The organism is Wolbachia endosymbiont of Cantharis cryptica, assembly GCF_964277405.1.
Classification (GTDB): Bacteria; Pseudomonadota; Alphaproteobacteria; order Rickettsiales; family Anaplasmataceae; genus Wolbachia.
In genome coordinates this window covers 622,227-640,414 of the sequence record NZ_OZ195521.1, presented here as the reverse complement: position 1 = coordinate 640,414, position 18,188 = coordinate 622,227, and the positions used below count along the sequence as shown (strand labels likewise).

At 36.2% G+C, this 18,188-nt stretch carries 19 protein-coding genes; 17 read left to right on the top strand and 2 right to left on the bottom strand.

All coding sequences use genetic code 11. The annotated features are described in order from the left end of the window. Window positions 1-3 precede the first annotated feature (3 nt). From ACICP6_RS03035 to ACICP6_RS02960, 16 genes are all read left to right on the top strand, one after another. Window positions 4-2,547 (top strand): hypothetical protein, encoded by a 2,544-nt coding sequence (locus ACICP6_RS03035; protein ID WP_395463562.1) that lies wholly within the window; start codon window positions 4-6, stop codon window positions 2,545-2,547. A gap of 13 nt (window positions 2,548-2,560) precedes the next feature. Further along, the gene (locus tag ACICP6_RS03030; RefSeq protein WP_395463561.1) at window positions 2,561-3,076 is read left to right on the top strand and encodes a hypothetical protein; all 516 of its coding nucleotides are present in this window, start codon (window positions 2,561-2,563) and stop codon (window positions 3,074-3,076) included. Beyond that, complete coding sequence (locus tag ACICP6_RS03025) at window positions 3,076-4,509, top strand: hypothetical protein (RefSeq protein WP_395463560.1); 1,434 nt, start codon at window positions 3,076-3,078, stop codon at window positions 4,507-4,509. Before ACICP6_RS03030 ends, ACICP6_RS03025 begins: the two co-directional genes overlap by 1 nt. After that, entirely contained in the window at window positions 4,499-4,702 is a 204-nt protein-coding gene (locus ACICP6_RS03020; protein WP_395463559.1) for a hypothetical protein, read from the top strand. Before ACICP6_RS03025 ends, ACICP6_RS03020 begins: the two co-directional genes overlap by 11 nt. 55 nt (window positions 4,703-4,757) lie before the next feature. Next, window positions 4,758-5,021, top strand: a complete 264-nt coding sequence (locus ACICP6_RS03015) for a transposase (RefSeq protein ID WP_395462617.1) — start codon at window positions 4,758-4,760, stop codon at window positions 5,019-5,021. 14 nt (window positions 5,022-5,035) lie between these two features. Continuing rightward, a complete protein-coding gene (locus ACICP6_RS03010; protein ID WP_395463625.1) occupies window positions 5,036-5,914 on the top strand; it encodes an IS3 family transposase in 879 nt (292 codons plus the stop codon). A 291-nt stretch (window positions 5,915-6,205) separates the two neighbouring features. Then, window positions 6,206-7,342 (top strand): hypothetical protein, encoded by a 1,137-nt coding sequence (locus ACICP6_RS03005; protein ID WP_395463558.1) that lies wholly within the window; start codon window positions 6,206-6,208, stop codon window positions 7,340-7,342. Continuing rightward, on the top strand, window positions 7,323-7,487 hold the full coding sequence (locus tag ACICP6_RS03000; protein ID WP_395463557.1) for a hypothetical protein: 165 nt from the start codon (window positions 7,323-7,325) through the stop codon (window positions 7,485-7,487). The genes ACICP6_RS03005 and ACICP6_RS03000 overlap by 20 nt, the downstream gene beginning before the upstream one ends. Beyond that, window positions 7,453-7,740, top strand: a complete 288-nt coding sequence (locus tag ACICP6_RS02995; RefSeq protein WP_395463556.1) for a hypothetical protein — start codon at window positions 7,453-7,455, stop codon at window positions 7,738-7,740. The genes ACICP6_RS03000 and ACICP6_RS02995 overlap by 35 nt, the downstream gene beginning before the upstream one ends. Then, a complete protein-coding gene (locus ACICP6_RS02990; protein WP_395463555.1) occupies window positions 7,734-9,563 on the top strand; it encodes a hypothetical protein in 1,830 nt (609 codons plus the stop codon). Before ACICP6_RS02995 ends, ACICP6_RS02990 begins: the two co-directional genes overlap by 7 nt. Next, window positions 9,539-11,200, top strand: a complete 1,662-nt coding sequence (locus tag ACICP6_RS02985; RefSeq protein ID WP_395463554.1) for a hypothetical protein — start codon at window positions 9,539-9,541, stop codon at window positions 11,198-11,200. The genes ACICP6_RS02990 and ACICP6_RS02985 overlap by 25 nt, the downstream gene beginning before the upstream one ends. Continuing rightward, complete coding sequence (locus ACICP6_RS02980) at window positions 11,193-11,720, top strand: hypothetical protein (RefSeq protein ID WP_395463553.1); 528 nt, start codon at window positions 11,193-11,195, stop codon at window positions 11,718-11,720. The genes ACICP6_RS02985 and ACICP6_RS02980 overlap by 8 nt, the downstream gene beginning before the upstream one ends. A gap of 4 nt (window positions 11,721-11,724) precedes the next feature. Beyond that, window positions 11,725-12,222 (top strand): hypothetical protein, encoded by a 498-nt coding sequence (locus ACICP6_RS02975; RefSeq protein ID WP_395463552.1) that lies wholly within the window; start codon window positions 11,725-11,727, stop codon window positions 12,220-12,222. 90 nt (window positions 12,223-12,312) lie between these two features. Continuing rightward, window positions 12,313-13,851 carry a hypothetical protein gene (locus ACICP6_RS02970; protein WP_395463551.1) on the top strand — a complete coding sequence of 513 codons (1,539 nt, stop codon included), beginning with the start codon at window positions 12,313-12,315 and terminating at the stop codon, window positions 13,849-13,851. A 177-nt stretch (window positions 13,852-14,028) separates the two neighbouring features. Next, on the top strand, window positions 14,029-14,688 hold the full coding sequence (locus ACICP6_RS02965) for an AAA family ATPase (RefSeq protein WP_395463550.1): 660 nt from the start codon (window positions 14,029-14,031) through the stop codon (window positions 14,686-14,688). Continuing rightward, the gene (locus ACICP6_RS02960; protein ID WP_395463549.1) at window positions 14,678-14,944 is read left to right on the top strand and encodes a hypothetical protein; all 267 of its coding nucleotides are present in this window, start codon (window positions 14,678-14,680) and stop codon (window positions 14,942-14,944) included. Before ACICP6_RS02965 ends, ACICP6_RS02960 begins: the two co-directional genes overlap by 11 nt. A 556-nt stretch (window positions 14,945-15,500) precedes the next feature. On the opposite strand, the gene tatC is transcribed toward ACICP6_RS02960, so the two are convergent. Both tatC and gap read right to left on the bottom strand, forming a co-directional pair. Further along, complete coding sequence (tatC, locus tag ACICP6_RS02955; protein WP_395463548.1) at window positions 15,501-16,268, bottom strand: twin-arginine translocase subunit TatC; 768 nt, start codon at window positions 16,266-16,268, stop codon at window positions 15,501-15,503. After that, window positions 16,265-17,251 (bottom strand): type I glyceraldehyde-3-phosphate dehydrogenase, encoded by a 987-nt coding sequence (gene gap, locus ACICP6_RS02950; RefSeq protein ID WP_395463547.1) that lies wholly within the window; start codon window positions 17,249-17,251, stop codon window positions 16,265-16,267. The genes tatC and gap overlap by 4 nt, the downstream gene beginning before the upstream one ends. A gap of 672 nt (window positions 17,252-17,923) precedes the next feature. Between gap and ACICP6_RS02945 the strand changes: the two genes are divergently transcribed. After that, entirely contained in the window at window positions 17,924-18,046 is a 123-nt protein-coding gene (locus ACICP6_RS02945) for a hypothetical protein (RefSeq protein ID WP_395463546.1), read from the top strand. Window positions 18,047-18,188: the final 142 nt, after the last annotated feature.

Sequence of the window (18,188 nt, the reverse complement as noted above, 5' to 3'; positions counted from 1 at the left end):
GAAATGGCACAAAGGTTAATACTAAGCATAGTATTACAGGATATCATTAAGAATAAGGATGGTATGCCCGCTGCTGGGTACTGGATGTATTTTTATGATAAGAAAAGTCCAACAACTTTACGTAGTGCCTATTATAAAAATCAAGAAGGAAATGTTGTACCGGCACCAAATCCGCTACAACTTGATGAAAATGGTGCCTTGCCTCATAAGTTGTATTATTTTGTTGATGTTGATGATCCTGAGGATCGCTACACCGTTGAAATGAAGTGCCGGTATGGCAACGCTGTAGTTCCTGAGCTCATCTTTCAGGATTTGCCATATTTTCAAGAACAGGCTAAGTCAGATCCGATTACTGCTGTGGTATCTGATAACTTGTTTATTGATGGTCAGTTTAATATTGGTATTAAAATTGATGATAGAGGGCAGGGGGCTGGTTATGTTTTGCCTGCCTTTCCGCAACTGCCAATTGCTGGGCTTTCATGGCAGTTTTTAAGACCTTATGCTGACTCAGTACCGATACAAAACAGAACCGATGTAGATAGAATTTTCATCAAAGAAATCAACGAAGCTGAAAAGATCAGTGAAGGCAATCCTCGTTTTTATTTGAATGTTATTTGCGAGAAATTTAGTGCACCACTACAGAAAATCATCGCATTTAAAAGTTCTAATGTGTTATGGGGTGCTGCAACCAGTGTTCAGCTAAAGTTTTATGCTTGGAAAAGTGGTGATGACATACCAGTTACTGTATCGGTAGTTCGTAATTTTGGTTCGAAATCATCGGCAGCGCCGCAAGTTATACAAATTGATAAATATACAATTGATTCTGATACTCCAAAGGTTTACTTTGCTCGGTTTTCCTTGCCTGAAGTAATAATACCTCCGGATATTGGCGATGATCAATATCTGTTGTTGCAGTTTTTATTGCCGGTAGATCAAGTATTCGATTTTAGAATAACGAACTGTTATTGTGCAAAAGTTTCGTCACCTGTATCGGTTGTTGATTTCAACTATCCAGTACAAAATTCTGATTTAGCAAAATCTAATCTGTTATTTTCTTCATTTCCGGCAACTAAATATAGCATTCGTAATAGTTACAATGAACTAATTTTTACAGTTGGTGGTCTCAAATTTGCAGATAATGTCGGTGAAATAGTCCGCTACCCTAAAGGTGCAAAAGTCAATGCAAAAGAAATAAATTTAATAAAATGCGATGGTCGTACACTTGATTCAAGGGAGATCAGTCCACTAGGCATTGAATACAAAAGATTATATGAAAAGCTAGACTATGCTCCAATTAAATTTGATATGCTTAAAACCGAAGATATACCAAATTGGTTTAATGCAATATCAAGTTCGTATATCAGAAGATTTGTTGCAGACCATAACGTTAAGGTTGCTTTTAGTGGAAAAGGAGTAGTAAATCCAAAGCCTGAAGGTAATGATATAGGTCACCTGTGGCTAGAGACTACATTTCATGCTAATACAGATGTGGGTTATAATTTTCAATATGCTGCAGCAGCAAGTAGCGTGGATCTTACCACCTGCTGTCATTCGTTTGATATTACTACTTATTACTGGGATGCAGAAATTGTTGCAACTTCTTATTATCCAAAGGAGGTAAGGTTTGCAAATTCTACAACTAATTTTCCCGGTTATTTTCAGAGTGTAAGTTATTCAGACTTAATTTATAAGTTTCCAAGTGATGGTATATCATATAAGCAAGGTATTGATATAGCAGTTAAGAAAACTAAAGCAAATTACTCTGTTAAAAATGGTTTTTTTTATTTAACGATAAATCTTGGTTACGATGTTCCATATCCTTCTGGTGCACGTTCTCTTTATAATCCAGTTTATTTTAATAGTAGGGTTTATGATATTGTTTTTCCGTTGATTATACCAAATATTAGTTGTACTTTTCTTCAAAAACCTTACTACGAAAAAAATAAGTATTATTACGGTACTTCGCAAAATTACTTTTTATTTTCACCGTGGCATGTAAAGGCAATGTCTACAATACATGGTTCATATAATACTTCTGCTTTTGAACCAGAAGAAATTCGACTTTACAGTTTCCGTAACAATACTTCTCCTGTAAATCCATTAATAAAATCATGGGGTAATCATGGTGTTTACAAACTATCACCAACAGAAAGAAGAATACCAGGAAAACCTAATGTACTATTTCATGATAAAAATTCAGTAATAACCTATGCTATGCAACACAAAGCTTTGTTTACGCAAAGGTGTTTATATGTCTTGAAGTTTAAGGAAGTTAAAGCAGGAGATTGGATAGGTCTCAAGACATACAACAACACCAAAACCGGTAACAATTTTGATACAGTAGTGTGGTGGAGCGTTGATGGTCAGGGGAAAGCACCAACTAAAGTTACTGCCAAAGAATTTAAAGAAATCAAAGTAACAAAGGGCACAACCACTGAACAACTCGCAGATATGGTTGCCAGTGGTGTCAATGATAACAGGAAAGCATATGAGTTCAACGTTCCTAATATCACTGATACGAAATATGACCACTATATAAAATATTAATTAAGGAGTAAAAATGACTGAACAAAACGAAAAAATTAATGAAAAAAACGCTGAAATTGATGATTTTTATGGAGAAAGTGTAGAAAAAACTAAAAATATCGTCGATGAGGCAATAGCTAAAGGATATTCTTTGGATGTTGATCGCAAGGATTTAGAACTCGTAGCAACTAACAAACAATTCGCTGAGAGAGTTTTAAGTAGTGAAGATTATGGTGATTTGAAAGATTTTTGCGAGAGGCTAACACCAAGTCAAATGAATTATATTGATGAACAGATAGCAAAAGGTAAAAACAAGGCTTCCTTCGTTAAAAAATTGGCTGATATTGCAAAAGATAAGCATTTAGCTCAGGAGCTGCGTAATGAACCACTACATGAATTTAAGAAACAAATTGGTGGCTTAAAACAAGGGCTACATAAAAGTAATGTAGCAACTGCGATACCTACCAATTACCAATACAGTGATGTCCCTAGCGACTTCGAAACGGAATTTAAACAAGCGCAAAAATATTATAGAAATAGGGGGTATTAATGCCTATTACATCAGATTCACAACGTTACAGAACAGAGCTATTATCAGAGCGGCTAATTGAACTCATTTTATCTTCAAGTCCATATCTGCATTTTACAGGTCCTGGTGTTACTGATATTCCCAATCGTTATTCTGGACTTGACAGTTTTTTAGTACAGCCTCCTTTTATCTCCACACAGGGAGGATTAATCAGCAATGATAGGTTCATGGATGAAAAGGATGGTATTCATACCGTTAACCAAAAAACCATGAGGATTGATTACAAGAGAGTTTCTGGTGCAGCTAAAATTGATCACGATGATGTTAAATTTTTGTTTAATCGCGATCAATTTCCTACAAATGTACCAACAAGTTTAACATCGTTCCTAGAACGTGGTGAACGCGCTTATCATGAATTATTAATGCAGGTAATCAAACAGATAAATGATTATCAGTTTAAAACAATGGCATCACGTGCATTTATTTGCACTGGTTCTACTGATGATAATATGTATGACTGCATAGAAGGATATATGCATCAGCTTATCGATTACATGATTCGTATTAATGGTGGTGTAATGCGAACTTCGAGATTTGTAGGTTCAATGCCAAATGCAGCGATGGGATTGTTACGTATGAAATCGGGATTAAATTATACGCAAGCACCAAAGAGCGATATGTTCTTAAGCGATACTAAAAATATGCTGTCATCACTAATATTTGATTCAGTTGAACTTTATGTTGATACGTCAACTTGTTTCCACCGAGCAGGCGAAGCATCTAAAAAAGACAATTTAGTATTGGAAAAAATTGAAAAAGAAATGGATGAATATCGTACCATGACAGTGACTTTTTCAGATGGACCTGAAACTGCAGGTTTCTTTAAAAAAGGAGATATCATTCAACTAGAAGATAAAGAATGGCTAGCACGAGATCGGATAGGAATACCATCAGGAGTACCAATAGCGTTTACTGTAATGGAGGATACTGATAATAAAACTGTACGAGTATCACCTGGTATTACCTATGGTGTTGATGTTCCAGATAAAGATTATTTAATAGGTGCTAAAGCTAAAGTTGTAGGAGATCACTGCAAGGCATTTTTATGGTGGCAAGCAGCTTCAATATTTAAGATGTCACCAGTACCTGCACCTTCTGGTGACAAATATCTCCATAAGGAAATCTCTGCTCCTAATGCTGCTTTTGGACCTTCAAGAAATAACTCAATGTCATTTGCTGTAGAAAGTAAATTTGTATTAGAGCGGCATCCAGAAGAGGTTGGTGAGCTAATGGCTTATGTATATAGTGATTTCTTTCACGAGGGTCTTGGAACTTTAATATTACCGCCTAAATCACCAAAACCAGAGACTTATATTAAGATAATAAAAAATCTTTCTCCTGAGCTGCCAACTGATAAAGAAAAACCTGAGGAGAAAAAGAAAGATGCAGCTTAAGACTTATGATGATAGTTTTTCCAATTTACTTGTAGAAATACAAGGAATGCTGGGGATTAATTCGCGCCGTGATGCCTCTGAGCATTACGGTACGCTCGATTTAGTCACCAGGCTCTTTTGGGAAGCTTTTGATCAATTGCATGAAAATTACTATTGGCTGGGTTCTGATGTTGACCTTACCCAGAAAAAGTAGAGAGGAAGTTAAGCCATTTTTGAAGTAAAATAAAACATGATTATGAGGGCTTATTATGGTAAAGAACAGAAAAAATTACACAGTGGAATTTAAATTAGAGGCAATAAAGTTGGTAAAGGAAACGGGGCAGTCAGCAAGCAAAATAGCTAAAGATTTAGGAATAGATAACAGTACACTAAGTGACTGGATAAAAAAATATAACGAAAAAGGATCAATAGAAGAAGCATTTCCTGGTAAGGGAAAGTTGGCACCATGTGATAAAGAAAAGTTTGAATTAAAGAAAGAACTAACAAGAGTTACTAGAGAAAGAGACATTTAAAAAAAAGCCCTGGGATATTTTGCAAGTCACAAAGAGTAAAATATTTATTTATCAAAAAGCATGGAAACTACTATAAAGTACAGGAGTTATGCAGGATTTTGAAAGTATCTGCTAGCGGCTACTACAAATGGACTAGTAAGAAGAAAAGCAGCAAAGAATTAACAAGGGAGCAGCTTCTAGCAGACATTCAAAAAATATACCAAGCATCTAATTGTAGATATGGGGCACCTAAGATTCATGCTGAACTAAAGGCTTTAGGTAAAAATTGCAACATCAAAACAGTGCAGGATATCATGCAAAAAAATGGTATTCAAGCTAGACTGAGGCGAAGATTCAAAAGCAAAAAACAGCAGACTGACAATAGGGTTATAACTCCCAATATATTGGACCAAAACTTTACTACTAGTCAGCCAAATAAAGTATGGGTAACTGATATTACATACATAAAAACTAAGGATGGATGGCTATATTTGGCAGCAATAATTGATCTATATTCACGTATGGTAGTTGGCTGGTCAATGAGTAGTACAATAACTAAGCGATTAGTTATAGATGCTTTATTGATGGCTGTTGATAAGCGCAAACCAGCCAAAGATCTGCTATTTCATAGTGATCAAGGTTCACAATATACCTCTAAAAATTATCAGTTTTTGCTGAACACAAAAAACATCATTTCCAGCATGAGTCACACAGGCTGTTGTTATGACAACTCTGTTGTTGAAAGCTTTTTCAGCTCACTCAAACGGGAGCTTCTTATTGATACTTCGCAACACTCTGCTCAGCAAACTAGAACTGCTATATTTGAGTACATAGAAATTTTTTATAACAAACAGCGTAGACATTCTACTATTAATTATTGCATTCCTGAGAAATTTGATTCATCATTTTCATAATAAAAATGGCTTAACTTCCTCTCTACTTTTTCTGGGTAAGGTCAGTTTCCGATTTTTGATGTTCCTTTTGCAATTGGCGACGTCATAGTTGGTTTTTATTACGGCAATGACGATACGATTTATTTAGCTAAGGTCAACGTTGCTTTTCTCCTGACGATTTATAAAATTGATTTCTCAAAATGTAAAGTTACAACAATATTTACTTTGACGAATGTTTCTCGGAACGACCGTCCTAGCATGTGCATTCATAGTAGCTATAGCTTTTGGTTAATATCAGGCAAACTTTATAAATTGGTGAATGATACCTTTACTGAAATTGACATCTCAAAAGGTAATATAAAACCTCAGAATATCGTAGACCTTGAGATCCTAAACTCTACTATGTACTTGCTGAGCGGTAGCAAAGGCGAAGTATTCTATACCAATGATTTTTCTGAGTTTAAAAAGTGGGAAGCGTTTACTGTTAAATCATATGTTGGTAAAGGTGTGGGTCTTGGTGAAATTAATAATAATCTCTGTATCTTTATGGAGCATGGAATGGAGGTGTGGTATGGACAACCAAGCAGTGATGGCTTGTTTCCACTGACTAAAAGACGAGAATTAAGCCTTCCTTATCAACTAGTAAGCAATCGTACTTTAGAAAATGACGGCAACTACTTAATCGGTGCATTCTATTTGATCGATGGTAAATTTGTAGTTATTCGCTTTGATGGTCAAAAGATGGAAGTGCTTGATAATGCTCCTCTTTTTGACTATTTCCGTCCAGAAAAGAGCAGCATTGATCTAAACGACAGTTTAGTTAGTAGTATGTTTAATTATAACAATAATACCTATTATGTCTTGTTTTTTAATTTGCCTAATGGCGATTTAAATAACAAATATTATCCAGATGTTGCTTTCTGTCTGCATTTTGGTTTAGGTATTTGGACACTGCTTAAAAACCAGAATAGTTTTTCTGCTAACTATCACGTTAATATTAAGCGTAAAGTTTATAATTTACTCGTCAATGACGGTGATTCTGATATCACAATTTGTGAAGCAAGTGGTTTATTGGAGGGAGATGTATATACTTTTGATGGAATAATAAAAACAGATTATTTTCCATCATCTAAGCCTTATGTTACCGAACAGTTGACGTTCTCATACTTCTATGAAAATACGATTAGTGAACAGCTTAATTCTGAAGAGGGAGGTATGTTTGTTGATATGTTTGTTACTTCTAGGAGAGATTTTCCTGTTGAGCCGGACTATCGATTAACAATCTTTGGCACGGAACTAGAAGATAGTAGAGAAAAAGTCATCAAGCTTAATTACAATCTTTTTGGCATCAACAGTGGAGTTGTACGTTTTATGTTTGTTTTTATGAGGCACAACAGTAGCAGATCAAGTTTTTTATTAAGGGGAATTGATGGAAAGGAAAGAATTTAACTTAGATTTAGTGGCACCAAAAGGCATTGCATTGTATGATGTGTATTTTGATGAATTAACTAAGCGTTTGAACATTTTGTGGAAGGAACATTCGAAAAAAGAGGGGGGAAATGGAAACAAAAAACACGAAAAACCTTATACATGAGGCAATCGATAAAGAGCTGCAGAATGTCATTAACTCTGCTGATAAAGAGCAGAAAATGAGGCATTTAGAAAATGCTTTAATACTCAAGTTGGGCTTAGGAGTCTGTGATAAAATTGATGGTGGCGAACTGAAAAATCTAGTATTTGCTCATGACAAATTAAAAAGTGATAACTCCTTTTCAAGAAGCCAAGAAGTCATTGATGACATTGTTGGTGAATACAGGGGAGACTTTGAGGGTAGTGGAAGATGTTAGGACTACTCAGTGGTTTAGGTCAAGGGGTATTTGAGAGTAAATACCAACAAAAAATGTTGGAGCGAAAGCGCTTTGAAGAGTGGCAGAAGCAATACATGGAGCAGCAGCTTAAAGCGCAAGAGCTATTACCTGAGGAAAAAGAGTTCATTTCAAATGTACCAAGGTATCAAAGGGCTCTAGATTTAGCTTATGAGAAACTGGGTGCTGCTAAGGGTGCTTTGCCTAATTCTGTATTCTCGAGGCTATTGCACGGCGATAAAATTAACTCAATTATGGATATCGGTAGAAGCGAATCTAAAGTTAAATCTCGTAATGAATTTGCCCGCTATTTAGAAGGTGAGCTTTTGCCAGCAATTATGCAGATAGAGGGCTTGCCGATGAATGAGTATTCGGTGAAATCCTTTAAACAAAAGTTTAATGTCAATAAACTCTCAGCCGAAAGTTGGAAGAAATTTTTTGATGAAACGAGGGAAAAGCTTGATGCTCGTACTGGGGATATTCAGAAGAAAATCAGAAGCTTAAATGAGGCTCAACTTGGCAGTCTAATGCAAGATCCACAGATAGAGAAGACTTTAAAGGAAGAGATTACCAGAAAACTCGATAGTCAGATTGAAGGTTTAAGCAATGATGAGCTCAATGCTTTGATTAAGTTTTCAGGTAATGCTGAATTAGTTAATGAATCACCAGAGATAAAGAAAAATTTCTTTCGAGAGTTAGGATTACAGCTTATCGCAGATATTCCCGCTGTTGCAATAGGAACAGCACTTGGATCTCCTTTGGGTCCTATTGGGATGTTTATAGGAGGAAGTATTGGAGGTTTGGTAGGAGCATATGCTGGAACTGCTGCTGAAAGAGGAATAGCTGGTGCGCTCTCTAATGCGTTTACTGATACAAAAGAAGATGCAGCTTTGATTATAGCAGCTCATGGACTGGGTAACGTACTTGCTAAAGGTGGAAAAGCAGTAACAGGTCTGTTTAAACAAGGCAGAGAGCCGGTGCGTAATGTGGTTAATCGTGGTTTTAATACTGCAATTAAAGATTTGCCAGATATTAAAGTAAAGGATGTGGGAGAGTACTTAAAGAGTGCTGCTAAGCAAACAAATAACCCTTTTCAAAGAAAGGTTATTAAGGATTTAGGAAATAAGTTTTCTGGTGAAAGTGGAAGTTATGCATCCAAAGATTTTGCTGAGATGTTATCAGGACTCAGAGAGTCAGCTAGAAATTTAGCCGAAAAACATGGAATACCAGAAAATCAAGTTAGAGATGTTATAAGCAAACTAGAAGAACGCTTTTTACCACTGCGTGCTAACGTTAGTAAAACGTTAGGATTACTAAGTGGAGCGAGCGATGCTTTAAATAAAGGCAATGTTAGAAAAGTAGCTGAGATATTTGGTGAATTACCTGAAAAAATTGCCATTGATAACGGAGTTTTTACTAAAGATCAAGTAATTAGAGGTTTTTTATTAGAAAATGCTGACGCTATTAGAAATAAGTTTATAGCACCTGTAGCTTCAGAAAAATTGACAGAGTTTGCTAATAAAACAGGATGGTTTAGTCGTTTATCTAAAATGGATACCCGAGAGACTTTAGCAAAAATAGGTCTCAATGGATTTGCAGATGGGCAAATTGCCAAATTATTTGCCCAGTATTCTTTTGGTTCTGCTAAGGATCCAGTAACCAAAGAACTACTATCTGCTTTACAAGGCAAGATTATCGAAGAGCAAAGTGGTTTCATTTTAGAAATGCTTAAAAAAGCAGCGATGAGTAGTGGTAAAGTGGCACTTCGTGGAAGAGTAAAATGGGAAGAAAGCTTGAATACTTAGCAAGACTGCGCAATAGCTGGTTTGATTATTGGAGTCAAAATACCGAACAAGCACGGCGACAGCATAAATTCGTGATCATGGGGCAGCAATATACTGAAAATGAACAGCGAGAGCTGCTAAACATTGGTGCAGAACCGATAGTTTTCAATGTCACATTTGCAATGGCTGAGAAGATTTTAAACACTGTTCGCGGTAAAAGATATGACTTAGAGCTTAAAATAAACGGTGAAAGTCCAGACCCAGGAATTATGCATTTCATGCATAATTCTATCACTGATTTGATCTTTAGTCAAGACCATCATGTTGAATATAGTAAAGCATTAAAAGAAGCGATAATAGGTGGATATTCTGCGCTTTATGTTGGCTTTGGTTACAATAATGAAGATATCGAAGATGATGAATTGACCTTTAAAATCAGGGCAATAAACGGTACTGAAAGTTTCTTCTTCGATCCACATAGTAACGAGCCACATAAAGGTGATGGTCGTTATTGCGGTATTATTCATCGTTTATATAAAACAAGCTTGGAGAAAATGGGTTATTCTCAAGCTAAAATTGCGAAGTTGGAATTTAAGGATGAAGATACTGTTCCTTATATTGAAGTTACTGACTTATATTTAAAGAAAGATGATGGCATAACTTTTTATCGCTTTACTAACGAAGAGATTCTTGAAACTAAGAAATTATATGGTCATAGACATTTACCACTCGTATTTCATGGTGGCTGTTCTCATTATATTGATAATCATGAGGTAACAAGACCACTGGGTGTGATGTGTCACTATGCACAGAAAGCCTATAATCATTGTATAGCAATGATGAATTATGGTGCTAAATACTTTCAAAATCGCTATTTAATGCCACAAGCAAGTGTCAGCAATGAGAAAGCGCAGCGTTTTGGTGATGATCGTGAGCGATTACTGGAATATGCGCCGGTAGATGGTATGCAACCTATTGTTATACCGCCAACTGGTTCTGATCCAAACCTTGCTGTACTGATGCAGCAAGCTTTGAGTCTGTTGTCGCAAATTTGGAGTGACACTACTAACATTGTCAAGGACAGCAAATATTCATCTGCTGCAGCCCTGCGAGATAAACTAAAAGAAAACGAAGGTAGTATCACCTCGTATTACTTTGCTCATCAAATTACACTGAGTCAAGTAGGAAGCGTGCTGTTATCGCTTCTACCATACAAATTAGCACAAGATGATGAGACTTTAGAGAGTTTAATTAGTTTTAGTAGACAAACAAATGTAAAAATAAAAATCAGTGAATCTCTAGAAAAACAACGTGAAAAAGATAATGAACTGATGCTGAATGTCATGCAGTATCTTGGTGCTAATGATCAACAAATAAGTATTGAACTTCTGGCAGAAATGCTCCTAAATCAGGACACGGTGAGCAGTAAGATTTTGCGTGATAAAGTGCTGAGTATTGGTCAGCAGCAGCAAGCACAAGCTGCACAGCAAGCACAGCAGCCAACAGAACAGGAGATTAAATTACTTGAGATTCAAACAAAAAAAGAAGCTGCAGAACTGAAAGCCAAAGTTGACTTAATAGCTGAGCAGTTAGCTGTTTTGCGGGAGCAGATGCGTAATACTCATGAAGAAAGAATGCTAAGAGAGAAAAATGTCTGATATTGTGCTCAAAATGCGACAGTTTCCCTGTCCGAAAAAGCTGCCTGAAAATGTTCTAAGTGTTGATCTTGGCAAAAATGTCGGTTTTGCTTACGTGAAGGATAAGATACTTTACTGTGGTAGCTATGTTATAAACGTTAAAAAATGGGGATCTAAACCACCGACATTACGTCAGATAAGTAGCGAATATAAAAGCATCATTGATGCCTTATTATGTAATAATCAAGAGCTGGATTTAGTGCTACTAGAAGATAACAGCTATTTCTTCAGGAAAAAATGTAGAAGTAATTACGAGTTATATTATAAAAGTCTGCAAATAATGGCAGAAGGGTTATTTTGCTTGCACTGGCAAGGTGAAGTTAAACGTTATTTTGGTGGTTCATTGAAAAAGAAACATTTTGGCTCAGCACGTAAAGAGATTGTGAAAGATCGTATTAAGAAAATGCTTGAAGTTTCTCGGCTGCGTGATCATGTAACTGACAGCATAGCTGGTTTGTTTTCTAATTTAGAGAGAGGGTAGATTTATGTTTGGAGATTTGTTTGATTGGCTTTTTGGTAACTCTAATGCTAACCGTCAATTTGAAGAGAACATCGGAATACAAAAAGAATTGTATGGTCGGTACAATAAATTCATGGATAGTCTTGGAGGACTTGGAAAAGGTGGTCCTGGAGGATTTATAAATCAAATAGCATCGCAATATCAAGGTAATCCTTATCAGCAGTTTATTAGCAATCAAATGAATACAGGACTTAGTAATCAACTGCGGGCAAGTGGACTTGATCAATCAAGCTATGGTTTATCTAAAGTTGCGAGTTTAAATTCTGAACTTGCATCCCAAGGCTTAAATGACTTTATCAGCTCATCTTTAGGAGGGCTGCAAAGTCTTATCGGAGCACATGGGCTTGGTGCACAAATTGGTCAAAATCTAGGTACTTCTTACGGAAAATCTTTAAATGATCGCTGGATAGCTATGAATCAAATGCTAGGGGGACTTGGTGGAGCTGTGGGTAAGCTAATATAGCACCAACTCGATGTTGGTGCATTTGAAGCTATTTATTCTTTGGAAAGAATAAAAGTTTTATAGTATAAATGAAAAAATTAGAGAAGTCAAGTGCTATCTCAGCAAGACATTGATCTATGCCGCAAAAATTTTGGCTTTTTTGCGTTTCAAGGCATGCTGCGAGTATTTAAGATCAAATTAAATTTAAAAAGAGAAGATGGCAGCAAAAATTATTTGTGGATGCTGTTTAACAGTATTAATCGATTAGTATTTGAAAGAGCAAATAATCAATGGTGGAACATACCACCACGCTGTGCGAAGACAACACTGGGTTTTATATTTCATGTAGCATTTGCTATCGGCAACAATCCAAGAGCAAAATTTATGTATATAACGCATCAAAGGGATTTAATGCGAGAGAAGATAAATGAGTTACATATCGTCCTTGAGTCTCCATTTTACCGGCAAATTTTTCCGCATTTGAAAATAGTTGGTCGTAGAAGTACGAGAACAATTAGAACTAAAGAAGGTGGTTTTATTAATGGTTTTTCAATATCAGGGCATGTCACAGGTACAGGAGCTGGGGATAGTTCTTTTGATATTGATGAAATTCGTAAGTATGGTGGCTGTATTATTCTTGATGATTTACATGATGCGAGCTGTGCTTATAGTCGAATATCGCTCGTCAGTGCCTGTCAAAAGTTTGAACAATGCATAACATCAAGACGTAACACTGCTGATACACCATTTTTAGTGATAGGTCAGAGAATCAGTGTCTATGATATATTTGGCTATTTAGATAAAAAATCAGAGCGACAGTTTGAGAAAATTATCATACCTGCAGTACTTGAAGATGGCACAAGTATTGATGAGGATAGACTGCCTATACAAGAACTTATGATCAAGGAAAAAGCAGAGCCTTATGTTTTTCAGTCACAATATATGCAAGATCCGCCAGAACCAAAATGGCGAGTATTCCGCGCAGAGGACTTTAAAAAAATCGATTTTTCTTATAAAGCAATCGGTGAAAAAGACCTGGTAGCCTTTATCGACCTAAATAGCGGCTCACTGAATACTCTCGATAGAACAGCAGTGTCAGTATTTCAGCCATTTTTTATGAAGAGTGATATTTCATATGAGCCAAAACGATGTGTAGTATGGATAGACTTACTGGCAAGAAAGCTCGATCCTGCCACAGTAGAACACGATATTCATGCGTTTTTGAGGAAATACGAACATAGGCTACATGCCGTGGTAGTGGAAAAACACGGTATAGGCTATAAGGTTATGGCGGATTTAAATACGCTGTTGCCAAATACGTTAATTTTAGGCTCAACAAGGTCAAGAGCAAAAAAAGAAGTATTTCAGGCTTGTGATCAATTTGTGGGGCAGGGGCATATATTTCTCGAAAACGAAGATCGAGATTTTCATTATGTGGCGTTTGATGAATTTGAAAAGATCCACACCCAAATTGATCATTCAGATGATATAGCTGATAACGTAAGTGATTGTGTCATGTGGTGGTGCGAGAGAAACCGTCTTGGAATACCTTGTCCTGATGATATGTATAATCGTGAGTTGTTAAAGAACGACGCTGTAAATGCCGTTTCTGTTCGAGCACCTTTTTCTTGTTTGAGTGTGTGTGATTGACGACATGTTGACTTGGTGACGCGTTGACTTGGTGACATGTTGACTTGGTGACATGTTGACTTGGTGACACGTTGACTTGGTGACGCGTTGACTTGGTGACGCGTTGACTTGGTGACGCGTTGACTTGACGACACGTTGACTAGTCATTAAGATACTGTTTTAGAATTAAAATTAGGTATGATAATATTAATTGGGGGGCAAAAAGGTGGTGGTGGTAAAACAACCATAGCCACAAATATAGCAACAATGCACGTTATAGAAAATAGAGATGTCCATCTCTACGATATTGATCCTCAAGAGACAGCCACCTTATGGGCATCTCTGCGAGATCAGAATATGAACTTACCAGTAGTTAACAGTAGTCAAGGGATACATGTTGGCACAGCAATCAAAAATGAACTAAGAGCTTTACGTTCCAAATATCAAGATATTATTATTGATGCAGGCGGTGCTAATAATGACGCATTAAGAGCAGCCTTATTATTAGCTGATCTAGTTATATTTCCGATTATTCCATCTGGATTTGATATGTGGACATTTAAAACTCTTAGCAACTTAGTTGCCGGCGCCCAAGGTTGTACAAAAACCTTTGAAGCAAGAGTGCTACTTAATAAAGTTAGTACTAATCCAGCTAGAGCTAAAAGAGAAATCGAAGACTGTGATAATCTTTTGAGTGATTTTGATAACTTAACGAGATTCAATAATTTCTTAAGTGAGCGAGTTGCAGTTCGAAACGCCTCTAACGAAGGTATGACGATTGTTGAATATAAACCAGCCGATTCAAAGGCAATTGAGGAAATTAAATCTATTTACAAGGAAGTTTTAAGTGTCCACTAAAAAAGGAATAATAATCCCTACAATTTCAGAACATAGATCGAATAGAACCTCTGGTAATTTGGCTGTAGGTTATAAAAAAGAGGATCAACAGGACCATGCTTTTATTAGAGGACGGGAACCGAAACAACGATTAACCTTAAGGCTTTCACCTGATTTTTGTAGAAAGGTAAAAGAAATAGCCTTTAAAACAGAAGATACAGTTTCTAACATTGGATTCAGGGCTTTAACGGAATACATTAAAGCCTTAGAGAAATAAGCGTTGTTTCCTAAAATGAACTGAGATATCCACAGCATTGTGGATAACTTCGTTATTAGTTTTTGTAACTTTATCTATATATTAGGGGGCACTTTCGACTTCTTTAATAATAATATACTTAATATATTATATATATACTATTGTTACTAATAAAACTGTGGATAACTTTTAAAAAGACTAAGATCTTAACAATCTAAACAAGAAAAAGAACTTACATTAAAAAGGATAAGCTTATACATCCATACAAAAACTTACACATCCGTTAAGTTTTTATATGTTTTTTTTATAAGAGCCAATAAGGGGGTAGACTAGGGAAAGTTTTCCTAAAGGATTAAAATTTTAAGTGCTTTTAAAGTGATACTTTAGGTATTTTTAAAGTAATACTTTTAAAGTAGTACTTGAGCATTTTTGAGCGCTAATCTGGAGGTTCGATGGGCACTTTTTTATGCTGTTTAGAAAGAGCAAAAATTGCATTTTCTCTTGCTGAGTGGCGGTGTTTTTAATATTTTACATAATGGACATTATGTAATTTTCATGGGTGTCAATATATAGCATTTTATTTATCAGAATCCTTTGTCTTCTTCTCAATATATCTACACACTAAGATGGACAATTCATATAGAATCAACATTGGTATAGCAAGCCCTACTTGGCTTAATACATCAGGTGGAGTTAAAATTGCAGCAATAATAAAAATTACCACTATTGCGATTCTGCGCTTATTTGATAAACTTTGTGTAGTGAGTAATCCAATTCTCACCATTAATGTGAGTATGACTGGAATTTGAAACGCAGTGCCAAATGCAAACATAAATTGGAGAACAAGGTCTAAATATTCACTAACTGATGGCATAAACTCTATCGGTATACCGAAGGATTTACCACTATGTTCAAAAGTGATGAAAAACTTCCAGGCTAAGGGAAATATGTAGTAATAGACTACAGTAGCTCCCATTACAAATAAAACCGGTGTTGCAATTAAGTATGGCAACAACACTGCCCTTTCACTTTTATATAATCCAGGTGCCAAAAACATATAGAATTGCCATGCAAACACAGGAAAAGAAAACAAAAGTGCGCTCATTATTGCAACTCGAAGATATACAAAAAACGCCTCTGTTAAGTCTGTGTAAATCAAAGAAAAATCATTGCTATCTTTTGTAACTTCTATTAAAGGTGCAAGTAAAAAACGATATATATTTTCTTTAAAATAGTAGCAAAAACCAAAAACAACGAAAAAAGATAAAAAGCAGAAAATAACTCTTCTTCTGAGTTCTGCAAAGTGCTCATAAAATGAAGCATATTTATTTGGGTTTTTATTCATACTCTACTATAGCACAATAATGCTATGTCCAACATTCTTAGTGAAAAAGCCCATTCGTTATCGTACCATGCTGCGACCCTACAGATGTCACCTGTGACATACGTGCCAGTTAAATCCACAATTGCACTATAAGGGTTATGAATAAAGTCTACTGAGACTAAAGGCTCCTCGCATACGGAAAGCACATTGTTTGCTGCATCCTTGAATATCTCATTTATTACTTTAACTGTTACCTTCTTATCTGTTGTAAATGTAAAATCAACCATAGAAACGTTAGCAACTGGAACTCTGATGGCAGTGCCATCTAGCTTGCCTTTTAATTCAGGAATGACAGAACCAATTGTTTTTGCTGCTCCAGTTGTAGTTGGCACCATAGATAACCCACAAGCCCTTGCCCTGCGTAAGTCCTTATGATTACCATCAAGAATATTTTGATCGTTCGTATAGGCGTGTATAGTGGTCATAAAACCGCTTTCTATGCCTAAACTGGAGTGTAGAACCTTAACAACCGGAGCAAGGCAATTTGTAGTGCAAGAACCCGCTGATATCACTTTATGCTCTTTTTTGAGCATATCATCGTTTACGCCATAAACTATAGTTACATCAGCGTCCGGTACTGGAGCAGAGACGATTACTTTCTCTATATTATGCCTCATTGCTTCTGCACGCTTGTTGAATGCACCAGTGCATTCAAGTACTACATCAACATTCCAAGGGATATTTTCGGGGCTCCGTTCTCTATATAAAGAAAACTTTCTGCCATTTATAGATAGCCAATTTTCAGACTCATTAAAATCAACATCACCGTTAAATTTGCCGTGAACAGAATCATACTTAATCAAATGTGCATGCTGCTCAGCACTTAGTGATCCATTTACAGCTACAATCTCTATTTGTTCACTATATTTTTCTATTTCGAAAATAGCACGTAATACACTTCTGCCTATCCTGCCAAGGCCGTTAATTCCTACACGAATTGCCATTTTTTCATCTAAAAAATCTAATTATAGAGAATATTGTGCGATTTTTCATTCTATTCTTTTGCTTTTCTATCAACCAGAACACCTTTTACTGGTCATAAAAATCGCTTGACAAACTCCGCCAATCCTCTTATCATGATAGTAAGGGTATTTCTGACTCAAAACTTGTTTTTGACCTGCAGGCTCAATGACAAAATTCAGTAAAAAACTCAGGGTATTTTTTGGCGGATTACATAAAATTATGGCGGCTGCATGTCTTTTAAATTTTTTCTACATTCAGCCAAATCGCGCTTATATTAAGCGTTAGCACATTATTACAGCGCCACTTACAGTAATAGAGAGTCAAAACTCGCACCACGGGGCTTCTTTTGCCTTTTTTTACTTGGTAAATTTCTTAAATATTTTCTTAAATTTTATAGCTAAGCGACAACCGCTGCTTGTTAGCGGGATCTAGAGATACCGCGGCGGTATGACGTAGCTTGCTTGGTTAGCTATAGATCCCAGTGTCACGCACTGGGATGACAAAAAAAAGGGCACTGGGATGACAAAAGGAAGGAGCGCTGGAATGACAAAAGGAAGGAGCACTTGGATGACAAAAGGAAGGAGCACTGGGATGACAAAAAAAAGGGCACTGGGATGACAAAAAAAAGAGCACTGGGATGACAGGAGAATGGGATGACAAAAGGAAGGGGCACTGCCCATTATAGAGTGAACCAGTCTTGCATGACGAGAAAGGAGCTGCTTGATCTGCTACCTGAAAATCACAATGTTCGTACAGTTGCATGCGTGACGCTGTGATTCCTGCTATTTTCAGTTTCTTTTTGTAGAAAATGTTACTCAATATTTCATTTTATTCTTTTGATGAAAGCTCTTTTGACTGTTAATTTTTTAATATTTATCTTGACTAAAGAATTATAATATTATATCATTTAAACTTTAA